Origin of the sequence: Mycobacterium liflandii, assembly GCF_022354805.1 — a bacterium.
Taxonomy (GTDB): Bacteria; Actinomycetota; Actinomycetes; order Mycobacteriales; family Mycobacteriaceae; genus Mycobacterium; species Mycobacterium marinum.
In genome coordinates, this window is sequence record NZ_CP023138.1 from 3,369,584 (window position 1) to 3,390,997 (window position 21,414).

The 21,414-nt window shown below is 66.6% G+C and carries 16 protein-coding genes and 1 pseudogene; 7 read left to right on the forward strand and 10 right to left on the reverse strand.

What is annotated here, in order from left to right:
• The first annotated feature begins 139 nt into the window (after positions 1 to 139).
• Both CKW46_RS15235 and CKW46_RS15240 read left to right on the forward strand, forming a co-directional pair.
• Positions 140 to 1,908: pseudogene (locus CKW46_RS15235) on the forward strand (DUF3556 domain-containing protein).
• The gene (locus tag CKW46_RS15240) at positions 1,905 to 3,326 is read left to right on the forward strand and encodes a phytoene desaturase family protein (RefSeq protein ID WP_482053321.1); all 1,422 of its coding nucleotides are present in this window, start codon (positions 1,905 to 1,907) and stop codon (positions 3,324 to 3,326) included. Before CKW46_RS15235 ends, CKW46_RS15240 begins: the two are co-directional and overlap by 4 nt.
• Before the next feature lie 7 nt (positions 3,327 to 3,333).
• Here the strand turns inward: CKW46_RS15240 and CKW46_RS15245 are convergent, their stop codons facing one another.
• Complete coding sequence (locus CKW46_RS15245; RefSeq protein WP_482053322.1) at positions 3,334 to 4,083, reverse strand: beta-xylosidase; 750 nt, start codon at positions 4,081 to 4,083, stop codon at positions 3,334 to 3,336.
• Positions 4,084 to 4,426: 343 nt separating this feature from the next.
• Here CKW46_RS15245 and gap point away from each other — a divergent pair, with 343 nt between their 5' ends.
• From gap to tpiA, 3 genes are read left to right on the forward strand one after another with little or no spacing between them, the layout of a single operon-like run.
• Complete coding sequence (gap, locus tag CKW46_RS15250) at positions 4,427 to 5,446, forward strand: type I glyceraldehyde-3-phosphate dehydrogenase (RefSeq protein ID WP_011739921.1); 1,020 nt, start codon at positions 4,427 to 4,429, stop codon at positions 5,444 to 5,446.
• Between the two features lie 12 nt (positions 5,447 to 5,458).
• Positions 5,459 to 6,709 (forward strand): phosphoglycerate kinase, encoded by a 1,251-nt coding sequence (locus CKW46_RS15255; RefSeq protein WP_015355651.1) that lies wholly within the window; start codon positions 5,459 to 5,461, stop codon positions 6,707 to 6,709.
• On the forward strand, positions 6,706 to 7,491 hold the full coding sequence (gene tpiA / locus CKW46_RS15260) for a triose-phosphate isomerase (protein WP_482053323.1): 786 nt from the start codon (positions 6,706 to 6,708) through the stop codon (positions 7,489 to 7,491). Before CKW46_RS15255 ends, tpiA begins: the two co-directional genes overlap by 4 nt.
• 44 nt (positions 7,492 to 7,535) lie before the next feature.
• On the opposite strand, the gene CKW46_RS15265 is transcribed toward tpiA, so the two are convergent.
• Both CKW46_RS15265 and CKW46_RS15270 read right to left on the reverse strand, forming a co-directional pair.
• Positions 7,536 to 10,475, reverse strand: coding sequence for an aminotransferase (locus CKW46_RS15265; protein WP_482053324.1), 2,940 nt, complete (start codon positions 10,473 to 10,475; stop codon positions 7,536 to 7,538).
• Positions 10,472 to 11,815 carry an APC family permease gene (locus CKW46_RS15270; protein WP_117437048.1) on the reverse strand — a complete coding sequence of 448 codons (1,344 nt, stop codon included), beginning with the start codon at positions 11,813 to 11,815 and terminating at the stop codon, positions 10,472 to 10,474. The genes CKW46_RS15265 and CKW46_RS15270 overlap by 4 nt, the downstream gene beginning before the upstream one ends.
• A gap of 129 nt (positions 11,816 to 11,944) precedes the next feature.
• Here CKW46_RS15270 and CKW46_RS15275 point away from each other — a divergent pair, with 129 nt between their 5' ends.
• On the forward strand, positions 11,945 to 12,820 hold the full coding sequence (locus CKW46_RS15275) for a GntR family transcriptional regulator (protein ID WP_231991650.1): 876 nt from the start codon (positions 11,945 to 11,947) through the stop codon (positions 12,818 to 12,820).
• Between the two features lie 33 nt (positions 12,821 to 12,853).
• Here CKW46_RS15275 and CKW46_RS15280 read toward each other — a convergent pair whose 3' ends face one another.
• Positions 12,854 to 13,198 (reverse strand): hypothetical protein, encoded by a 345-nt coding sequence (locus tag CKW46_RS15280; protein WP_240274860.1) that lies wholly within the window; start codon positions 13,196 to 13,198, stop codon positions 12,854 to 12,856.
• 157 nt (positions 13,199 to 13,355) lie between these two features.
• The gene (gene secG / locus CKW46_RS15285; protein WP_011739926.1) at positions 13,356 to 13,589 is read right to left on the reverse strand and encodes a preprotein translocase subunit SecG; all 234 of its coding nucleotides are present in this window, start codon (positions 13,587 to 13,589) and stop codon (positions 13,356 to 13,358) included.
• 69 nt (positions 13,590 to 13,658) lie between these two features.
• Between secG and ppc the strand changes: the two genes are divergently transcribed.
• On the forward strand, positions 13,659 to 16,466 hold the full coding sequence (gene ppc, locus CKW46_RS15290; protein ID WP_482053325.1) for a phosphoenolpyruvate carboxylase: 2,808 nt from the start codon (positions 13,659 to 13,661) through the stop codon (positions 16,464 to 16,466).
• 23 nt (positions 16,467 to 16,489) lie between these two features.
• Here the strand turns inward: ppc and CKW46_RS15295 are convergent, their stop codons facing one another.
• The 5 genes from CKW46_RS15295 to opcA form a co-directional block, all read right to left on the reverse strand.
• Positions 16,490 to 17,788 carry a PE family protein gene (locus CKW46_RS15295; protein WP_482053326.1) on the reverse strand — a complete coding sequence of 433 codons (1,299 nt, stop codon included), beginning with the start codon at positions 17,786 to 17,788 and terminating at the stop codon, positions 16,490 to 16,492.
• On the reverse strand, positions 17,789 to 19,174 hold the full coding sequence (locus CKW46_RS15300; RefSeq protein ID WP_482053327.1) for a PE family protein: 1,386 nt from the start codon (positions 19,172 to 19,174) through the stop codon (positions 17,789 to 17,791).
• 95 nt (positions 19,175 to 19,269) lie between these two features.
• Positions 19,270 to 19,668, reverse strand: coding sequence for an ATPase (locus CKW46_RS15305; RefSeq protein WP_117436161.1), 399 nt, complete (start codon positions 19,666 to 19,668; stop codon positions 19,270 to 19,272).
• 49 nt (positions 19,669 to 19,717) lie between these two features.
• Positions 19,718 to 20,461, reverse strand: coding sequence for a 6-phosphogluconolactonase (gene pgl, locus CKW46_RS15310; protein ID WP_011739931.1), 744 nt, complete (start codon positions 20,459 to 20,461; stop codon positions 19,718 to 19,720).
• Positions 20,458 to 21,369 (reverse strand): glucose-6-phosphate dehydrogenase assembly protein OpcA, encoded by a 912-nt coding sequence (gene opcA / locus CKW46_RS15315; RefSeq protein ID WP_015355656.1) that lies wholly within the window; start codon positions 21,367 to 21,369, stop codon positions 20,458 to 20,460. Before opcA ends, pgl begins: the two co-directional genes overlap by 4 nt.
• Positions 21,370 to 21,414 lie beyond the last annotated feature (45 nt).

The following is a 21,414-nucleotide window of genomic DNA, read 5'->3' on the forward strand; positions in this document are numbered from 1 at the left end:
GTGTTAGTGCTTTTCGTCGCGGCCGGACGGAGAAGGCACGGCGGGATTCAAAAGCATCTATTCGTCGGCCGCGTGGTGCCGATAGATTGGAACCGCAAGGGACACACCAGCAGGGTTTCGCACCGAGAATGAGGCCGCTATGGGATTCATGTCACCGGACTTGCCAGACGTCGATCACGAAACCTGGCATACCCTGCCACGTGCAACGCGACTGCAGGTTGTTACTCGGCACTGGGCCGAACATGGCTTCGGGACCCCGTATGCGGTGTACCTGCTCTATTTGCTCAAGATCGGGATCTACGTCGCCGCCCCCGCGGCGATCATCTCGCTGACGCCGGGTTTGGGTGGGCTGGGGCATATCGCCGACTGGTGGACGCAACCAATCGTGTATCAGAAGGTCATCATCTTCACACTGCTGTTCGAGGTCCTCGGATTTGGCTGCGGGTCCGGACCGTTGACCGGGCGGTTCATGCCGCCGGTTGGCGGATTCCTTTATTGGCTGCTACCCAAGACAATTCGCCTGCCACCCTGGCCGGCAAAGGTGCCCTTCACCGACGGGGACACTCGCACCGTGGTGGATGTGACGCTCTACGCCATCGTCCTGATCAGCGGGGGGTGGGCACTGTTTTCTCCCGGCCATGCGGGACAGGTGACAGCCAGCGGTGACGTCGGCCTGATCGACCCGATCCTGGTGGTACCGACGATCATCGCGCTGGCGCTACTGGGTCTGCGTGACAAGACGGTCTTTTTGGCCGCGCGCGGGGAACACTATTGGCTGAAGCTGTTCGTGTTCTTCTTCCCGTTCACCGATCAGATCGCGGCGTTCAAGATCATCATGCTCTGCCTGTGGTGGGGAGCGGCCACGTCCAAGCTCAACCACCATTTTCCGTACGTCGTCGCGGTGATGACCAGCAATAACGCGCTACTGCGCGGCAGGCTGTTCAATCCGATCAAGCATCTGCTCTACCGCGACCACGTCAACGACCTGCGCCCGTCCTGGCTGCCGAAAATCATGGCCCACGTGGGTGGGACCACGGCGGAGTTCCTGGTTCCGGCGGTTCTGGTGCTCGTCGCCGGTGACCAGCCGTGGCGCTGGTTCCTGATCGGGTTCATGGTGATCTTCCACCTCAACATCCTCTCCAACCTCCCCATGGGAGTCCCGCTGGAGTGGAATGTGTTCTTCATCTTTTCGCTGTTCTATCTGTTCGGGCACTACGGCTCGATCCGCGCCATAGATCTTCGATCCCCGCTGCTGCTGGCGATCGTGCTCGCCGCTGTCGCCGTGGTGGTAGCGGGAAACCTTTTCCCGGAGAAGATTTCGTTTTCCCGGAGAAGATTTCGTTCCTGCCGGCGATGCGCTACTACGCGGGTAACTGGGCCACCAGCGTGTGGTGTTTCCGTGCCGGGGCCGAGGAAAAGATCGAGGCCAGCGTCGTCAAGAGCTCCGCGCTGGTGGTCAACCAGTTGGCCAAGCTCTACGACGCGAACACGGCCGAAATCATGGCCGACAAGACGGCCGCGTTCCGGGCCATGCATACCCACGGCAGGGCGCTCAACGGGTTGTTGCCCCGGGCGATCGGCAACGAAGCCGAGTACAAGGTCCGTGAGGGCGAAATCGTGGCCGGGCCGTTGGTCGGCTGGAACTTCGGCGAGGGCCACCTGCACAATGAGCAGCTGGTACAGGCCGTGCAGCGGCGCTGCAATTTCGCCGACGGCGACCTGCGCGTCATCATCCTTGAAGGTCAACCGATCCACATCCAAAAGCAGTGGTACCGCATCGTCGACGCCAAGACCGGATTGATCGAAGCCGGGTACGTCACAGTCGAGGACATGCTTGCCCGGCAGCCGTGGCCCGAGCCCGGCGACGAATTTCCGGTACACGTGACGACTCAACGCGCCGCCCAATGACCAAGGCAGTCGTTGTCGGGGCCGGGCCCAACGGCCTGGCCGCCGCGATCCAGTTGGCCAGGCACGGGGTCGAGGTGCAGGTGCTTGAAGCGCACGACACCATCGGTGGGGGAGCGCGTTCGGGTGAGCTGACCGTGCCCGGGGTGATCCACGATCACTGCTCAGCGTTTCACCCACTGGGTGTCGGCTCACCGTTCTGGAATGAGATCGACCTTCAAAGCTACGGGTTGACGTGGAATTGGTCCGAAGTCGACTGCGCACATCCGCTCGACGACGGCACGGCCGGGGTGCTGCACCAGTCGATTGAACGCACGGCGGCGGGCATGGGGCCCGACGGCAAACGGTGGCGCCGTGCGGTGGGGGACCTGGCGGCCGGTTTCGATGAACTGGCGGGCGACCTGCTCCGCCCGGTGCTCGGCGTTCCCCGTCACCCGCTTCGGCTGGCCGCCTTCGGGCCTCGGGCGGCGCTGCCCGCCACCATGATGGCGCGCTGGTTCCGTACCGAGCAGGCGCGCGCACTGTTCGGAGGCGCTGCCGCGCACGTCTACACCCGGCTGGACCGGCCGCTGACCGCGTCGCTGGGGTTGATGATCTTGGCCAGCGGCCACCGCTACGGCTGGCCCGTCGCACAAGGCGGTTCCGGGTCGATAACCGCGGCACTGGGAGCCGCCCTGGACGCGCTCGGCGGTGTCGTGGCCACGGGGATAACCGTCACCAGCCGCCGTGACATCCCCGATGCCGACATCGTCATGCTCGACCTCAGCCCGGCCAACGTTCTGACGCTGTACGGCGATGCGATGCCCGCGCGGATCAAGCGGTCCTACCGGCGTTATCGGGAAGGATCGTCGGCGTTCAAGGTCGACTTCGCCATCGAAGGCGACATTCCATGGACCAATCCTGACTGCCGGCGGGCCGGGACCGTCCACCTCGGGGGCACGTTCGCCGAGATCGCGGACACCGAACGCCAACGCGCACAAGGTCGAATGGTGCAACGACCGTTCGTCTTGATCGGGCAGCAATACCTGGCCGACCCGTCGCGTTCGGCGGGCAACATCAACCCGATCTGGGTCTACGCACACGTACCGTTCGGCTATGCCGGCGACGCCACTGCCGCCGTCATCGACCAGATAGAACGATTCGCGCCCGGATTCCGCGATCGCATCACCGCGACCGTCAGCAAGTCGACCGCCGAGCTACAGGCCTACAACCGCAACTTCATCGGCGGTGACATCATCGGCGGGGCCAATGACGGGCTCCAGGTCATTTTCCGGCCGCGGATAGCCCTCGATCCGTATGCGATCGGGGTACCCGGTGTCTATCTGTGTTCCCAATCCGCCCCGCCGGGCGCCGGAATCCACGGACTGTGTGGCTACCACGCCGCGGAATCGGCGTTGCAGGGGTTGCGTAAGCGGCGCTGAGGCTGTCTCAGCCGGCTCCCGCACCCGACGGGCCGGGCTGAACCGGCTGACCCGCCACAGGTCCGCCGGCCGGCGCCGGACCGATTGGCCCGTCCTTGCCGGTTCCCGACATATCGATGATGGGAGCTCCGGCCGCCGGAACGCCCGCGGGCACCGGCCCGAGCGCGATCAGCGGAACGCCGGCCGGGATGGGTACCGGTGCGCCGGCCGCGATGGGGATGGGTGCGCCGGCCGGGATGGGTACCGGTGCGGCGGCCGGGATGGGTACCGGTGCGGCGGCCGGGATCGGCACCGGTGCGGCGGCCGGGATGGGCACGGGTGCGGCGGCCGGGATGGGGATGGGTGCGCCGGCCGGGATGGGTACCGGTGCGGCGGCCGGGATGGGTACCGGTGCGGCGGCCGGGATCGGCACCGGTGCGGCCGCCGCGGCCCCACCGAGATCGATCAGTGGCGCACCAGCCGGAAGCACCGGAATGGGCCCTGGCACCGCCATCGGAACACCAGCCATGTCATTGATGGGAGCGCTGGCCGCGCATGTCGCGCCGGCCGCTGCCGGACCGCCGGCCGCAGCTGGACCGCCCGCCGCAGCCGGACCGCCCGCCGCCGGTGCTCCGCCTTCGCCCGCCATCCCTTGGATGCACGCGTAGCCGTCGGTTTTCAGCGGGACAGCTGCCGCTTGTGGGCTCAACGCAATAGCGGCTCCGCACAGCCCAGCGCAGGCAACTACCTTGAAGTTGAACCGATCAAAGATCGTCATCAACGCCGACTCCTCTTTATTCGCGCCCGGTACTTCTGCAATCAATTGGTGCAGTAACACCGCATGGTCCTACTGCACTCGTGTCTAGCCGACCGGCACAATTGTTAGCGGCCGCCGCGATACACGCGCCGCGCCGCACCGCGCCGTTTCCAAATGGTGACGTTTCCCCTCGAATCCCCTTCCGGCCCTGTCCGCCGGGGCCGGCGAACCCGCCGCGCCGCGCCTGGGCTTTCGCGGCCGCAGAGTTCTGGCATTTGTTACCGGCAGGGCGGTGACGCGTGTCACTGATCTAGGCTGACGGGCAAGGCGCTTTTAGGCGGACATGGAAGGCAGGGAGAGGCAAGTGACGGTCCGGGTAGGTATCAACGGCTTTGGTCGAATCGGCCGCAACTTTTACCGGGCCTTATTGGCTCAACAACAGCAGGGCAGCGCGGACATCGAGGTGATCGCCGTCAATGACATCACCGACAACCAGACGCTGGCCCACCTGCTCAAATTCGACTCGATTCTGGGCCGGTTGCCCCAGGACGTGAGTCTCGAGGGCGAGGACACCATCGTCGTCGGCGGTGTGAAGATCAAGGCCCTCGAGGTGCGGGAGGGCCCGGCGGCGATGCCCTGGGGCGACCTGGGGGTCGATGTCGTCGTCGAGTCCACCGGTCTTTTCACCAACGCTGCCAAGGCCAAGGGCCACCTGGACGCGGGTGCGAAGAAGGTGATCATCTCGGCGCCTGCGACCGACCCGGACCTCACCATCGTGCTGGGGGTCAACGACGACAAGTATGACGGCAGCCAGAACATCATCTCCAACGCGTCGTGCACGACGAACTGCCTGGCGCCGTTGGCCAAGGTGCTGCACGACGAGTTCGGCATCGTCAAGGGCCTGATGACCACCATCCACGCCTACACCCAGGACCAGAACCTGCAGGATGGGCCGCACAAGGACTTGCGTCGTGCCCGGGCCGCCGCGCTCAACATCGTGCCGACTTCTACCGGCGCCGCCAAAGCCATCGGTCTGGTGATGCCCGAGCTCAAGGGCAAGCTCGACGGTTACGCGCTGCGGGTGCCGATCCCGACCGGTTCGGTGACCGACCTGACCGCGGAATTGGCCAAGGCCGCGACCGCCGAAGAGATCAACGCGGCGTTCAAAGCCGCGGCCGAGGGCAGACTCAAGGGCATTCTGAAGTACTACGACGCCCCGATTGTGTCCAGCGACATCGTCACCGACCCGCACAGCTCGATCTTCGATTCCGGGCTGACCAAGGTGATCGATGACCAGGCCAAGGTGGTGTCTTGGTACGACAACGAATGGGGTTACTCCAACCGGCTCATCGACCTGGTCGCGCTGGTCGGCAAGTCCCTCTAGGTTCCGGCAGCCGTGACCATCCATTCCCTTGAAGACCTTCTCGCTGAAGGTGTTTCGGGTCGCGGGGTGCTGGTGCGCTCCGATCTGAATGTGCCGCTCGACGAGAACGGTGTCATTACCGACGCGGGCCGTATCACCGCGTCGGTACCGACGTTGAAGGCGCTGCTCGACGGCGGCGCCAAGGTCGTCGTCGCAGCGCATTTGGGTCGTCCCAAGGATGGGCCCGACCCGAAGCTGTCTCTGGAGCCGGTTGCCGCGGCTCTTGGCGAGCAACTGGGCCGGCACGTGCAGTTGGCCGGAGACATCGTCGGCACCGATGCGCTCGCTCGTGCCGAAGGGCTGACCGACGGCGACGTCCTGCTGCTGGAGAACATCCGCTTCGACAAGCGCGAAACCAGCAAGGACGACGGCGAGCGCCTCGCTTTCGCCAAGCAGCTCGCCGAACTGGTCAGCCCGGGAGGTGCTTTCGTCTCGGATGGCTTTGGCGTGGTGCACCGCAAGCAAGCTTCGGTGTATGACGTCGCCACGTTGCTGCCGCACTATGCCGGCAGGCTGGTGGCTGATGAAATCCGCGTGCTCGAGCAGTTGACCAGTTCGACCGAGCGGCCGTACGCGGTGGTGCTGGGCGGGTCGAAGGTATCCGACAAGCTCGGTGTCATCGAGTCGCTGGCAACCAAGGCCGACAGCATCGTGATCGGCGGCGGAATGTGTTTCACATTCCTTGCCGCCCAAGGTTACTCGGTCGGCACGTCGCTGCTGGAAAAAGAGATGATCGACACCTGTCGAAGGCTGCTCGACACCTACCACGATGTGCTGCGGCTACCCGTCGACGTGGTGGTGACCGAGAAGTTCGCCGCCGATTCACCACCTCAAACCGTTGCCGCGGATGCGATCCCGGCCGACACGATGGGCTTGGATATCGGGCCGGGATCGGTCAAGAGGTTCGCCGCGCTGCTGTCCAACGCCAAGACCATCTTCTGGAATGGCCCGATGGGCGTATTCGAATTCCCGGCGTACGCGACGGGCACCAGGGGCATCGCCGAGGCGATTGTCGCGGCGACCGGCAAGGGTGCGTTCAGCGTGGTCGGCGGCGGTGACTCCGCCGCCGCGGTTCGCGCGCTTGGCATTTCGGAGGGATCGTTCTCGCACATTTCCACCGGCGGCGGCGCGTCGCTGGAATACCTGGAGGGCAAGACGCTGCCCGGCATCGAGGTGCTCGGTAGACCCCAGCCCGGCCAAACCGAGGGCGGAGGACCCGCGTGAGCCGCAAGCCGTTGATCGCCGGCAACTGGAAGATGAACCTCAATCACTTCGAGGCGATCGCTCTGGTGCAGAAGATCGCATTCTCGTTGCCGGACAAGTACTACGACAAAGTCGATGTGACGGTCATTCCGCCGTTCACCGACTTGCGCAGTGTACAGACCTTGGTCGACGGTGACAAGCTGCGCCTGACCTATGGCGGTCAAGACCTGTCCCAGCACGACTCCGGTGCCTATACCGGTGACATCAGTGGGGCATTTCTGGCCAAACTGGGCTGCAGCTTCGTCGTCGTGGGGCATTCGGAACGGCGCACCTACCACAACGAGGACGACGCTCTAGTGGCCGCCAAGGCTGCCGCGGCGCTCAAGCACGACCTGACTCCGATCGTCTGCATCGGCGAGCACCTCGATGTGCGTGAGGCGGGAAATCACGTGGCGTACAACGTCGAACAACTGCGCGGTTCGCTGTCCGGGCTTTCAGCAGAGCAGATCAGCAAGGTGGTCATCGCCTACGAGCCGGTCTGGGCGATCGGCACCGGGCGGGTAGCCGGCGCAGCCGACGCCCAGGAAGTCTGTGCGGCAATCCGCAGCGAGCTTGGTTCGCTGGCCTCGCCGCAGATCGCCGACGCGGTTCGGGTGCTCTACGGCGGCTCGGTCAACGCGAAGAACATCGGCGAACTGATCGCGCAGGCGGACGTCGACGGTGGCCTGGTGGGTGGCGCGTCGTTGGACGGTGAACAGTTTGCGACGCTGGCGGCCATCGCCGCCGGGGGACCGCTGCCGTAACCGGGCAGTCACGGCGAGCGGTCCCGCGAGTGCTCACCGAGTGCTCACCAACCCTCGGTGAGCACTCGGTCCAGCGTATCGGCGAAGTAGTCCGCCGCGGTCATGTCGATGCACAGCGGTGGCTTGGTCTTCAGAATGTTCATCCGCTCGCCGGTTGGTTGGATGATGACTCCGAGTTCGAGCATCCGGTCGCAGATGGCAGCGGTCTCTTCGGCCGCTGGCTCCAGTGTCTTGCGGTCGCGGACCATCTCGACGCCGATGTAGAGGCCGAAACCGTGGACGGTACCGATCAGCTGGTGTTTGGTGGCCAGCTTGCGTATCCGGGCGATCAGGTGACTGCCGACGGCCAGGGCATAGTGTTGTAGCCGTTCGCTTTTCAGGGCGTCGAGTACCGCGATCCCGATTGCGCTCGACAGCGGGCTGCCACCCGTGGACGAGAAGAAGTAGCCCTGCGAACGGAATCGCTGCGCGATGGCCTTGCTGGTGATGACGGCGCCGACGGGATGACCGTTGCCCGTCGCTTTGGCGATCGCCACGATATCGGGCACAACGCCTTGTTGCTCGAATCCCCAGAACCACTTGCCGAGCCTGCCGTACCCGACCTGGACCTCATCGGCGATGGTCAGGCCGCCCGCGGCACGAATGGCGGTGTATACCGCGTCCAGATATCCATCGGGAAGTGCCATCCCTCCGGCGCTGCCATAGACGGTTTCGGCGATAAATGCCGCGGGCGCACGGCCCGACTGCACCAGGTCCTCGATGGCGGCGACGGCGTCGTGGGCGTACTGGGACGCCCCGGCACCGCGGTACTTTCCGCGGAAACTGTTCGGGGACTCCACGGTGTGCACCCAGTCCGGGCGGGTGTTCAACGCGTTGGGGTTGTCCGCGGTCGACGTGGATACCGCGTCGGTGGCGTAGGTCCAGCCGTGATACGCCTCGCCGACCGCGACGACATCGCGCCGGCCGGTGGCCGCCATCGCCAGCCGCAATGCGAGGTCGCCGGCCTCCGAACCGGAGTTGACCAGGAATACGGTGTCGAGGGGATCCGGCAGCAGCTGGGTAAGTCGTTCGCAGAACTCGACCACCACCGCGTAGTTGAATCGCGAGTTGGTGTTGAGCCGCTCCAGTTGGCGCGCCGCCGCCGCAGCCACACCTGGGTGGGCATGTCCCAGAACGGTGACGTTGTTGACCATGTCCAGATAGCTTCGCCCCGCCGTGGACAGCAAGTAGTGCCGCCAGCCTCGTTCGATCTGAGGCGGGTCGTCGTAATAGTGCTCCTGCACTTCGGCGAATGTGGCGGCGCGCCGTTCCAGCACGTCGAGCCCATCAGAGGGGGCTGGCTCCAAGCCCAGCAGCGCGGCCGGATCTTCGGTGACGGCCAACCAGCCAGGTGCGTACTCGGGACGTACCGTGTGGGGCGCGGTGGGCGCGTCGGTCGGGCGTAGCGCGAGGTGAATGCGTTGGCCAAAGGGGGCTTTGGCCCAGGGCTGGCCCGCTTGGACCCGCTGGCCGCTAGTCGGCACCGGCTCTGCGCCGGTGAGCTGCAGCTCATGGGAGTCGGTGCGTAGGGTGATGGCCCCGGTGCTGGCGACGACGTCCCCGGCCCACGGGGCAACGAGCTCCGTGTCTTCGCGTAGCCAGAAATCGATGCCGGTGGCGATGGTGGGGCTGCTTCGTGGGTGCAACGGTGCGATGTAATCCGCGCGGGTGGCCGCGTAGCGCGTCGCTGCGGCGAGTGCGTTGGATGAAAGTGCGGAGTCTGCCAGCTCGTGGGCGAGGGCGCCATCGAGCCAGGCGCCCCGGTTCGCCGCGTCGGACTCCACGGAAAAGTCCAATCTCACAATGGACTTTGGGTCGATATCGATGATCGGTCGGTGCGGTTTGGGGAGCGGGTGGTGCTGCGGTTGCGCGATGCCGAGCCGGTCGCGGATGAGGCCGGTCATCACCGGGGCCGGCACCAGCAGAGCCTGGTCGAGGATGACCCGTTCGCGTTGGACGGTGTTGGCGGCGTATTCGTTGCCGGGGTCGATGGCGATCTGTTGCAGGTCGCTGACCAGTAGCACGGCAGCCCGCGCGATCACCATGGGCCACAGCGCTTCGATCTCGTCGCCGCTGAGGGGACGAATGGCGTGGAAGGCGGCGACGACCGGAAGAATGGTGGCCGGCTCGGCGCCCGCGTGGTACAGGCAGGAGGCCACGGTGGTGGCAAGCTCGGCGATCGCCCAGGTCTTGGTCAGGTCGCCGAAGTCGATGACGCCATCGGGGTGGCGGCGACCGTCGCTGCCCGGGGACCCCACCATGTTGGTGTCGGCGATATCGAGATGAACGGCCTGTCGCGGCAGTTGTGGGTCAAGGCGCTGCAGGCTGTTGACCGCCGTGGCGGTGGCGACCGCTAGGCGGTGAGCCTCCGCGGGTTCGGCTACATGCCCGATGAGGGCATCGACGGACTCGCTCGCGAAGCGTGGATCCCACTGCAGCACGCGATCCAACCCAGGATGCTCGAATGAGGCAAGCGCCCGGCTGACACGACCCGTCACATTGCCCATCCCGGCGAGAATCTTCGGTGCGAGGTATCCGGACTGCGACATGGCGCCGCCCGGTAGGAAGGTCAGCAGGCGGGCCACTCCCAGCATTTCCTGCCCGATCGACATGGGAGCGTGGCGCTGGCCCCGGCGGTCCGGGATGGCGCGGGGGAGTCGTAGTGCGCTGTCGCGTTCGGCCACCCATTCAACGGCTTCGACCTGGGCGTCGATCTCTTCGGTGCTGAACACCGCGTTGGCCACCTTGAGCACCCCGACCGTGTTGCCGTGGGGATCTGTCATCAAGAAGTTGGCGTCCTGCTGGCTTCCCAGACTCCTGGCGCAAGCGCTGATTTCGTAGTTCTCGACGACAAACTTCTCGGCATCGCGTTCGCTGACCGGCGGCCCCGGCAGTTCCGGGTGCGCGAAGAAGTCGAAGCCCGTCGGGGCTTTCACGGGTTTCACTGCAGGGTCCCTTCTTTGGTGAGATCAATTTCGGTCTGGATGGGCGCGGCGTCGGCGTCGAAATCCACCGCCGGTGCTGGCTTGCGAAATCCGCGCGTCAGTACGGCCAGGTAGCTGGTTCCGATCCCGAGCCAGGCAAACCCGATGGCAAAGGCACCGACGGACAGGCTGGTCCAAAGCCAGCCCGTGAGGACCACACCGACGGCAGGCATAGCCGCGTACAGCGCCCAGCTTCGCCAGCCGCGCCGGCGCTGATCGATCAGGAAGTGTTTGGTGACCGCGAGATGTACCAGGGTGAAGGCGGCCAATGCGCCGAAACTGACGATCGACGCCATCGTCTCGAGGTCCGCGATCAGCGCCAGCGTGGAGACTGCCGAGACGACCAGCGCCGCTCCGATCGGGGTGCGGAATCGTCGGCTGATCCGGCCAAACACCGCACGGGGCAACACACCGTCGCGTCCCATGGCGTAGAGGATGCGGGTGACGCTGACTTGCGATGACAGCGCGGCGGCGCTGCAGGCGCACATGTAGGCGATGATAAAAAATGTTTGAAGCGAATGGCCGCCGGCGGAGACGACAATCTGCAATGCGGCCGAGTTTGGCGTGGTGATTGCGCGGTAGTCCGGCTCGACCAGGGTGGCACAGTAGGAGACTGACAAGAAGGTCGCACCGCCGATGAGCACCGTGAGGATGATCGCCAGCGGAACCGTGCGGCGCGGGTTGCGCGCCTCCTCAGCCATCGTTGACACCGCGTCGAACCCAACGAAGCTCAAGGCGACGACGGCCGCCCCGCCGAGGATGTCTCCGCCGCGGAATCCGGCGCTGTAGAGCGGCTGTAGCAGCGACGCGTCCGGGTGGTCGCGCAGGTACAGCAGCGACACCGTGATGAAGACCAGGACGAACGCCAGCTGCAAACCGACGAGCGCGAAGTTGAGGCGGTTCATGATGACGACGCCGACAATGTTGACGGTGGTGACCAAGGCGATTGCGGCCAAGCAGAAGACGGGCGCCGGGACGGCGGGGAACTGCGCGTTGAGGTAGATCCCGATCAATAGGTAGTTGACCAGGGGCAACAGCAGGTAGTCGAGCATCAATGCCCAGCCGGTCAGAAAGTCGACGTTGCCGCCGAAGGAGCGGCGCGCGAAAGTGTAGGCGCTCCCGGCGCTGGGGTAGGCGTGGACGAGCACGGCGTAGCTTGCGGCGGTGAACAGCATCGCAACAAATGTCACGACGTAGGCGGTCGGCACGTGGCCGTGCGTCGTTTGGCTGACGACGCCGAATGTGTCGAACATGGCGAGCGGGGCGATGTAGGCCAAGCCGAATGCAACCAGCCCGGCCACGCCCAACGCCCGGCGCAGCCGTGGTTCGCCTGTGGGCTGACTCACGATGGCACCGGTCTGATCAACTGCGTCGAACCGTCTTGCATGCTTGGCCTCCCACCTAGAGGTGTGTAGATTTGCGAGGAAAGATTGATCACCAATATCACAATGATACGATTCGTCGGTAGACGATACGCGCCGATCTCGGTAAGCGCGAACCGAAGACTTCGGCCGGCCGCCGGGCGCGTGCTCATTGGCGGTGTAAACCGTCGTGGTAACAATGTTTTGAAACGACGAATGCTCGAGGAAGAAGCGGTGGTGATCCCAAGGGCGGATAGTCCAGATCAGACGTGCGGGCGGTTACCGGCGCGCGGCACCATCGGCGAACAGGTCGCGGATCTGATCCAGGAGTCGATCCTGTCCGGCGAGGCAAAGCGCGGTGCGCCGCTGCGCGAAGAATTGATTGCCGACCGGTATCAGGTGTCTCGTCGCACGGTTCGAGATGCGCTTCGGGTATTGGAGTCCAACGGGCTGGTTCGCCATCAGCGGCACAAGGGCTCGACCGTGGTCGACTTCAGTGCTGAAGACATCACCGATATGTACCGGTCGCGCGAGGTCCTCGAACTCGATGCCGCAAAACGGTGGTGTAGGGCAGGCGAGGTGGATTCCGGGTACCGATTCCACCGCCTGACCGAGGCGCTTGGCCGGCTGGAGCAGGCCTCGCGGGGGACCGATTCCGGGCTGATCGTCAAGTCTGACCTTGACTTCCACGCGGCAATCATCGGCCTCCTCGACAGCCCGCGCGTGGATCGCTTTTTTGCGGCGATCGAGGCCGAGATGCTCTATGCGCTGGCCATTCTCGAGGCCAGCGAGGGCGAGTACAAGACCGATGCGGCAAAGGCATTCGGTGAGCACAAAGCAATGTATGAGGCGCTTCGCGACCGCGACGAGCAACGTTCGACGCAGCTAATCTCCGAACATCTTCGGATCAACCGCGACGTCCTGATCCGGATTGTCGCCAGCTGACTGCAGCGGTTGCAGTGCTGCGGGTCCGCTGAGTCAGGCCAGAAACAACGCCACGATGATCGGCAGTACGAACACCAAGGCCGCGACGATCGTGAGCACGGCGATGGTGATTCCGACGCCGTTGTAGCTTTGCGGCGGGGTGCCCAGCGACCCGGCGCTGTACCCCCAAACCGGCGCCTTGTACTCCAATTCGGCCAAGTGCCCAGGGTAGACATCCATCAGGGTGTCCGCCGGCCCGATCTGCGACGGCAACCAGTAGGGCACATGCACGTGCACCCGGTGCCGTCCCGGTTGCACGGGCACGACCGTACGACCCCAACCGGCAACCGGTACCTCGAAGCCATTGATGAAAATCTTGGGCTTGAACAGCGCCAACATGAACCCCAGCGGGAAGTACTGAGTCGTTACCGCGATTCCGCCGGAACCCGGGCTCGGCTGGACGTAGCCGTGCGGTGCGGGCGGATAAGCCTGATGTGGGGGCGATCATGCGGGTACGGCGCCGGTTGGTGGGGATAGCTCACCGAGGTGTGCCGCGTCAGCGGTACTTGATCAGCAATGCCACGCCGACGATCGATACCAGCCAGATCCCGGTGATGAACAGGGTCAACCGGTCGAGATTCTTCTCCACCACGGTGGACCCGGACAGCGAGGACTGCACACCGCCGCCGAACAGCGTTGACAGGCCGCCACCCTTCGCGCGGTGCAGCAGCACCAGCAACACCACCAGCACACTGGTGATCACCAAGGTGATCTGCAGGGCCAACTCCATGACCAGCAGCCTACCGAACAACCGATCGACAACAGGCGCCGGGCGAGTTGGTCCTTGATACTGGGACACATGGTTGAGGTGTCCGATACCGCACTCGAGCCCATTGGCGACGTCCACCGGACCCGGATTGGCCGCGAGGCTACCGAACCAATGCGAGCCGACATCAGACTGCTGGGCGCCATCCTCGGGGATACCGTCCGTGAGCAAAACGGTGACGAGGTCTTCGAGTTGGTGGAGCGGGCGCGGGTGGAGGCCTTTCGGGTGCGGCACTCCGAGATCGACCGCGCCGCGATGGCGCGCATGTTCGAGGGCATCGACATCCACCACGCCATCCCGATCATCCGTGCGTTCAGTCACTTCGCGTTGCTGGCCAATGCGGCCGAAGACATCCACCGGGAGCGCCGTCGCAGCATTCACGTCGCCGCCGGTGAGCCGCCGCAGGACAGCAGTCTGGCCGCCACGTACATGAAACTTGACGCGGCCCAGTTGGATTCGGCAACCATCGCCGAAGCGCTGAAGGGCGCACTAGTGTCTCCGGTCATCACCGCCCATCCGACCGAGACCCGGCGGCGCACCATTTTCGAGACCCAGCACCGGATCACCCAGTTGATGCGGTTGCACGCGGAAGGCCACACCGAAACCGACGACGGGCGCGGCATCGAAGTCGAATTGCGTCGGCAGGTCTTGAGGTTGTGGCAGACCGCGCTGATCCGGCTGTTTCGGTTACAGATCTCCGACGAGATCGAGGTCGGGTTGCGGTACTACCCGGCGGCGCTCTTCGAGGTGATTCCGCAGGTGAATGCCGAGGTGCGGGATGCGTTGCGAGCCCGCTGGCCCGATGCCGACCTGCTTTCCGAACCCATTTTGCGGCCGGGCTCGTGGATCGGCGGGGACCGGGACGGAAACCCGAACGTCACCGCCGAGGTGGTTCGGCTGGCCACCGGCAGTGCCGCTTTCACCGCGCTGGCGCACTACCTGGCCGAACTGACGGCACTTGCGCAGGAGCTTTCGATGTCGGCGCGACTGATCACCGTCACCCCCGAATTGGCCACGCTGGCCGATGCCTGTCCGGCGGGTGCCCGCCCCGACGAGCCGTACCGGCGCGCCTTGCAGGTCGTGCGCGGCCGGCTCAGCGCCACCGCGGCCGAAATCCTGGACCAGCAACCGCAGCACACGCTGGAGTTGGGCTTGCCGCCATATGCCACCGCGGCCGAACTGCGGGCCGATCTGGACACCATCGATGCCTCACTGCATAACCACGGCGCCGGGTTGTTGGCCGACGACCGGCTGGCCCGGCTGCGTGAAGCGGTGCGGGTCTTCGGATTTCATCTCTCCGGCCTGGACATGCGACAGAACTCCGACGTCCACGAGCAGGTGGTCGGAGAGCTGCTCGCGTGGGCGGGCGTGCACCCGGACTACACCTCGCTGGCCGAAGCGGAGCGGGTCGAGCTGTTGGCGGCCGAACTGAGCACCCGCCGGCCGCTGATCCGCGATGGCGCGCAGCTTTCCGATTTGGCTCGCAGCGAACTGGGCGTTCTGGCGGCCGCCGCCCACGCCGTCTGGACCTTTGGTCCCGCCGCGGTGCCCAACTACATCATCTCGATGTGCCGGTCGGTATCGGACATGCTGGAAGCCGCGGTCCTGCTCAAAGAGGTCGGCCTACTGGACGCTTCCGAGTCGGAACCCAATTGCCCGGTGGGTATCTCGCCGCTGTTCGAGACGATCGAGGACCTGCACAACGGGGCGGCCATTCTGCAAGCGATGTTGGATCTTCCGCTCTATCGCGCTTTGGTGACGGCCCGGGGTGGTTGCCAGGAGGTGATGCTCGGCTACTCGGACTCGAACAAGGACGGCGGGTATCTGGCCGCCAACTGGGCGGTGTATCGAGCCGAACTCGCGCTGGTGGAGACGGCGCGCAAGACCGGAATCCGGCTGCGGCTCTTCCATGGCCGTGGCGGCACGGTCGGCCGCGGTGGCGGACCCAGCTACCAGGCCATCCTGGCGCAGCCGCCGGGTGCGGTAAGCGGATCGTTGCGGCTCACCGAACAGGGTGAAGTGATCGCCGCCAAGTACGCCGAACCGCAGATGGCCCGACGCAATCTGGAGAGCCTGCTGGCCGCCACCCTGGAGTCGACGCTGCTGGACGTCGAGGGGTTGGGCGATACGGCGGCGCCGGCCTATGCGGTGCTCGACGAGGTGGCGGCATTGGCGCAACGTGCCTACGCCGAATTGGTGCACGAGACACCGGGTTTCGTCGAGTACTTCAAGGCTTCCACCCCAGTCAGCGAAATCGGGGCGCTGAACATCGGCAGCCGGCCGACCACGCGCAAACCCACCGCTTCCATCGCCGACCTGCGGGCCATCCCGTGGGTGCTGGCTTGGAGCCAGTCGCGGGTGATGCTTCCCGGCTGGTACGGCACTGGCTCGGCATTCGAGCAATGGCTAGCGGCGGGTCCCGAAAGTGAGGCCGACCGGCTGCAGGTGCTGCACGACCTGTATCAGCGGTGGCCGTTTTTCCGCAGCGTGCTGTCCAACATGGCGCAGGTGATGGCCAAGAGCGACCTGGAACTGGCGGCCCGCTACTCCGAACTGGTGGCCGACGAAACGCTGCGGCGCCGGGTGTTCGACAAAATCGCCGACGAGCACCAACGCACCATCGCCATGTACAAGCGAATCACCGGACAAGACGACCTACTTGCCGACAACCCGGCCCTGGCGCGCTCGGTGTTCAACCGGTTCCCCTACTTGGAACCGCTCAACCACCTTCAAGTCGAACTGCTCCGCCGTTACCGCAGCGGTGAGGACGACGAATCCGTGCTGCGCGGCATTCTGCTGACGATGAACGGGCTGGCCAGCGCGCTAAGAAACAGCGGCTGATCGCGGCTGGCCGCCCTGGACGGCTACCCGTGCATCCCGGGTGTGCCGAAGAGCAGTCCGCCGGTGCCGCCGTTGCCGCCGGTTCCCTCCGGTAAGCCGGTGCCACCGGCCCCGCCATTGCCCCCGTTCCCGATCAGCAGCGCGCTACCGCCGCCACCGCCACCGCCACCCGCGCCGCGGCCGCTGTGGGGGCCAACGGACAAGCCGCCATCTCCGCCGCCGCCGCCGTCACCGGCACTGCCGAGCAGCCGTCCGCCGGTGCCGCCGGCTCCGCCGTTGCCGCCGTCACCGCCGTCGGCGTTGCCGCTGGACTGGCCGCCGGAGCCCGCAGTGCCGCCGTGGCCGCCCGCGCCGGCAATGCCGCCGTTGCCGACCACCCAGCCGCCATTGCCGCCCGCGCCTCCATCGCCCCCGCCGCCGCCGTCGCCGCCGATGCCGCCGATGCCCAAGCCCTGACCGCCCGTGCCGCCTTTGCCGCCAGCGCCGCCCGCCCCACCGTCGCCGTACATCCACCCGCCGTCACCACCGGCGCCGCCGCTGCCCCCGATCCCGCCGAGGCTAGCGGTAGCGCCTGACGACCCGCCTTTGCCGCCGACGCCACCGGAGCCGCCGGCGCCGCCAGTGCCGCACAGCCCCGTTGCACCGCCGCTGCCGCCGTTGCCACCCGCGCCGGCGCTTTGGCCCCCAGGGCTGGTGCCGCCAGCGCCGGCACCGCCGTCCCCGCCGGCGCCGCCACTGCCGAAAAAGAAGCCGCCGCGTCCGCCGCTGCCGCCCGCTCCGCCGCCGGCGCCGGTGCCGGTGGCCGGGCTGTAGCCGGTGCCGCCGTTGCCGATCAGTCCGGCGTTGCCGCCGTTGCCGCCGGCCGGGTGGGTGGCGTCGCCGGTGCCGCCGGTGCCCCACAGCAGTCCGCCGTCGGCGCCGTTTTGGCCGGGCGCCCCGTTGACGCCGTTGCCGATCAGGGGGCGGCCCAGCAGGGTTTGGGTGGGTGCGTTGATCGCGGCGAGTAGTTGCTGTTCGAGGGCTTGTAGTGGGTTGGCGTTGGCGGCTTCGGCGGCCGTGTAGGAGTTTGCGCTGCCGGTGAGGGCCTGCAGGAACTGCTGGTGAAAGCTGGCCAGCTGGGTGCTGAGGTTTTGGTAGTCGCGGGCGTAGCCGCAGAACAGGGTTGCGATGGTCGTCGAGATCTCATCGGTGCCGGCGGCCAGCACCGTGGTGGTCGGGGTCGCCGCGGCCGCGTTGGCCGCACCCAGTGACGAACCGATTCCCGCTATGTTCGCTGCCGCCGCGCTCAACGCCTCCGGGGCCACCACTAGCACGACCGACACCTACCCGTGTGTTCCGGCCGCACCGGCCAGACGTCCGGCCGTGCCACCGGCGCCCCCGGACCCGTCGGGTGTCCCGCTGCCACCGGCCCCGCCGTTGCCGCCGTCCCCGATCAGCTGCGCGGCGCCGCCCATGGCGCCGTCGCCTCCGCCGCCGTCGGTGCCGCCGGCGCCACCATGGCCGCCGGTACCGCCAGTGCCGCCGCCGCCACCGGCACCGCCCGCTGCGCCATTGCCGATCAGCGTCGCGCCCACACCGCCCGCTGCGCCGTTGCCCCCGTCGCCTCCGTCCCCGCCGGTGCTGGGGCCACTGCCGTTGCCGCCGTTGCCGGCGTCGCCTCCGCTACCGCCGGAGCCCCCGGCCCCGCCATTGCCGGAGAACCAACCGCCCGACCCGCCCATGGCCGCGACCCCGCCATCGCCGCCGTCGCCGCCGCTACCTCCGCTACCGAATCCGGATCCTTCAGCACCGCCTTTGCCGCCATGGCCGCCGTGGCCGCCGCTGCCACCCGCACCACCGTCGCCGGAGAACCAACCGCCCTCGCCACCCGCCGCCCCGTCGCCATCGTGGCCGGCGTTACCGCCGTTGCTTTGGAGTGGACCGTCTTTGCCGGCTCCGCCGTCGCCGCCGTATCCGCCCTGTCCGCCGGCGCCACCGGTGCCCCACATGCCCGCGGAGCCGCCGGCTCCGCCGTCGCCGCCCGCGCCCCCCGTGCCGGCGGTGCCAGTCCCGGGTGCCGCAGCGCCGCTACCCCCGAAGCCGCCCGAACCGCCGGCGCCGCCATCGCCGAAAAAGAAGCCGCCGCGTCCGCCGATGCCGCCCGCTCCGCCGCCGGCGCCGGTGCCGGCGGCCGGGCTGTAGCCGGTGCCGCCGGCGCCGCCGTTGCCGATCAGTCCGGCGTTGCCGCCGTTGCCGCCGGCCGGGTGGGTGGCGTCGCCGGTGCCGCCGGTGCCGCCGTTGCCCCACAGCAGTCCGCCGTCGGCGCTGTTTTGGCCGGGCGCCCCGTTGGCGCCGTTGCCGATCAGGGGGCGGCCCAGCAGGGTTTGGGTGGGTGCGTTGATCGCGGCGAGTAGTTGCTGTTCGAGGGCTTGTAATGGGTTGGTGTTGGCGGCTTCGGCGGCCGTGTAGGAGTTTGCGCTTCCGGTCAGGGCCTGCAGGAACTGCTGGTGAAAGTCGGCCAGCTGGGTGCTGAGGTTTTGGTAGTCGCGGGCGTAGCCGCAGAACAGGGTTGCGATGGCCCCCGAGACCTCGTCGGTGCCAGCGGCCAGCACCGTGGTGGTCGGGGTCACCGCGGCCGCATTGGCCGCACCCAGTGACGAACCGATTCCCGCTATGTTCGCTGCCGCCGCGCTCAACGCCTCCGGGGCCACCACTAGTACTGCCGACATCGCCGCAGTGTATGCGGTTTTTCCCGGCCAAATGCCGAATTGTCGTGACCGGTCCGCACTAATTTGCCGGAACGGCCCAAAACTGGACGGGCGTTCTAGTACGCTGTTCTATTCCGCAGCTTGTCCAGGAATCCACGAACGGTGTGCTCGGTGATCGACAGCGGGGACATCACCGTTTCCCCCGGGCTGACGATGTAGTCGATCCGATCGACGATGGCCTCCACCGGTTCCACCAGCACGATGAGGCGCTTGGCCAGCTCGTCCAGGCTGGACAGCGTGCCCTCCAGGTGATCCAGGCCGCCCTCCAGGCGTTCGACCGTGGCGTTGAGGGCCGACAACGAGCTGTTCAGCTCGTTCATGGTCTTACCCAATCCGTCGAGTACGTCTTCGACCTGTTCCACCGTCTTGTCGGCGTTCAACGCCGCCTGGGTCAGGGTCTTCATCCGCTGTCGAGCTGGCGTCGGGCGGCCGCCTCTATCTGCCATAACGGTCATTATCACCCCTTGACAAGGGATAACTCACCGTGCGGCGACAGCCCTGATGTCAGCCAGGCAGCCTGGCCGCGGCATCGCGGTCCAGCAGCCAGCGCGTGCTTTCGCGCCCGATGGCACCCGCCGCCGGCAACAACACCGGGTCCGCACCGCCGATGGCAGCGGCCACCGCCTCCGCTTTGGTCCCACCGGAAACCATCAACCAGACTTCGCGTGAACGCTGAATTGCCGGAAGCGTCAGGGTGATTCGTTGTGGCGGTGGTTTGGGGGAGTCGCCGACCGGGACCACCAGACGGGTGGTCTCACGCACGGCCTGAGTGCCCGGGAAAAGCGAATTGATATGGCCCTCTGGCCCCATGCCCAAAAGGTGCACATCGAAGTCCGGCGCCCGGTTTCCGGGGACTGCACTGGCCGCCAGTACCTGTTCGTAGGCCAGGGCCGCGGCGTCCAGGTCGGCGCCGAACTCGCCGTCGCTGGCGGCCATCGGGTGCACCTGGCTCGCCGGTATGTCAACGTGATCGAGCAATGCCTCGCGCGCCTGCTTGTCGTTGCGCTCGTCGTCATCCTCGGGAACGTAGCGGTCGTCGCCCCAGAACAGATGAACCTTGGACCAGTCGATCTGCGGGCCTTGACTGCCCAGATACCGCAGCAGCCCAATACCGTTGCCGCCGCCGGTCAGCACGATCAGGGCTTGTCCACGCTCGGCCACCGCGCTGCCGATGGTCTGGATCAGGCGTTGTCCAGCGGCTCCGATCAGCATGTCGCTGTCAGGGAAGATCTCGACGTCCAGGCTCACACGTATTGCACTTTCTTGATGCCCTCCAGGGCGGCGAAGTAGATCTCGTCGGCGTCGAGCCGGCGCAGATCTTCGGCCAGACATTCCCCGACGACCCTGCGCGCCAACGGAACCAGGGCATCGGGCTTGGCGGTGCGGCTCAGGGTTGCGGTGATCCCTTCTTGCGGCCGGCTGAGCACGATGTTTTCGCTGGGGCGCTCCAACTCCACTCGGAGCTCGCCCACCGCGCGGCGCACCGGACCGTCGATCCGGCTGGCCAGCCAGCCGGCCAGGATGTCGAGCGCCGGCTCGGTCCGCAATCCGGAAACCAGCGCGGACACGATCGGCTCGTGCGGCGGCTGATCGACGGCCGAGGTCAACAGCGCCCGCCAATAGGTGATCCGACTCCAGGCCAGATCGGTGTCGCCCGCGGTGTATCCGGGCAACCGGCTCTTGATCGCCGACAGTGGGTCGATCCCGTTGGTCGCATCGGTGATGCGCCGAATCGCCAACTTGCCCAGTGGATCTTGCGTGGGCACGGCAGGGGCGATGTCAGGCCACCAGGCAACCACCGGGATGTCGGGCAGCAGGAACGGGGTGACGACGCTTTCGGCATGGCCGGCCAGCGGCCCGGATAGCCGCAGCACCACGACCTCGCCGGACCCGGCGTCCCCACCCGCGCGCAATTGTGCGTCCAGACGCGGTTCGTCGGCGTATGGGTCGCCCCTCATCGTCACGATGATGCGACTGGGATGTTCATGGCTGGCATCGTTGGCCGCGTCGATGGACTCTTCGACCATGGTCTCGCTGTCCGGCACGATGATCAGCGTCAAGACCCGCCCCATCGTGACGGCACCGATCTTTTCGCGAAGCTCATCGAGCTTCTTGTTGACCGCGGTGGTGGTGGTGTCGGGCAGGTCGACGATCATCTGCGCCGCTCCTTCTCATCGCTTCGCTCTGCATCGTCGCTGGCG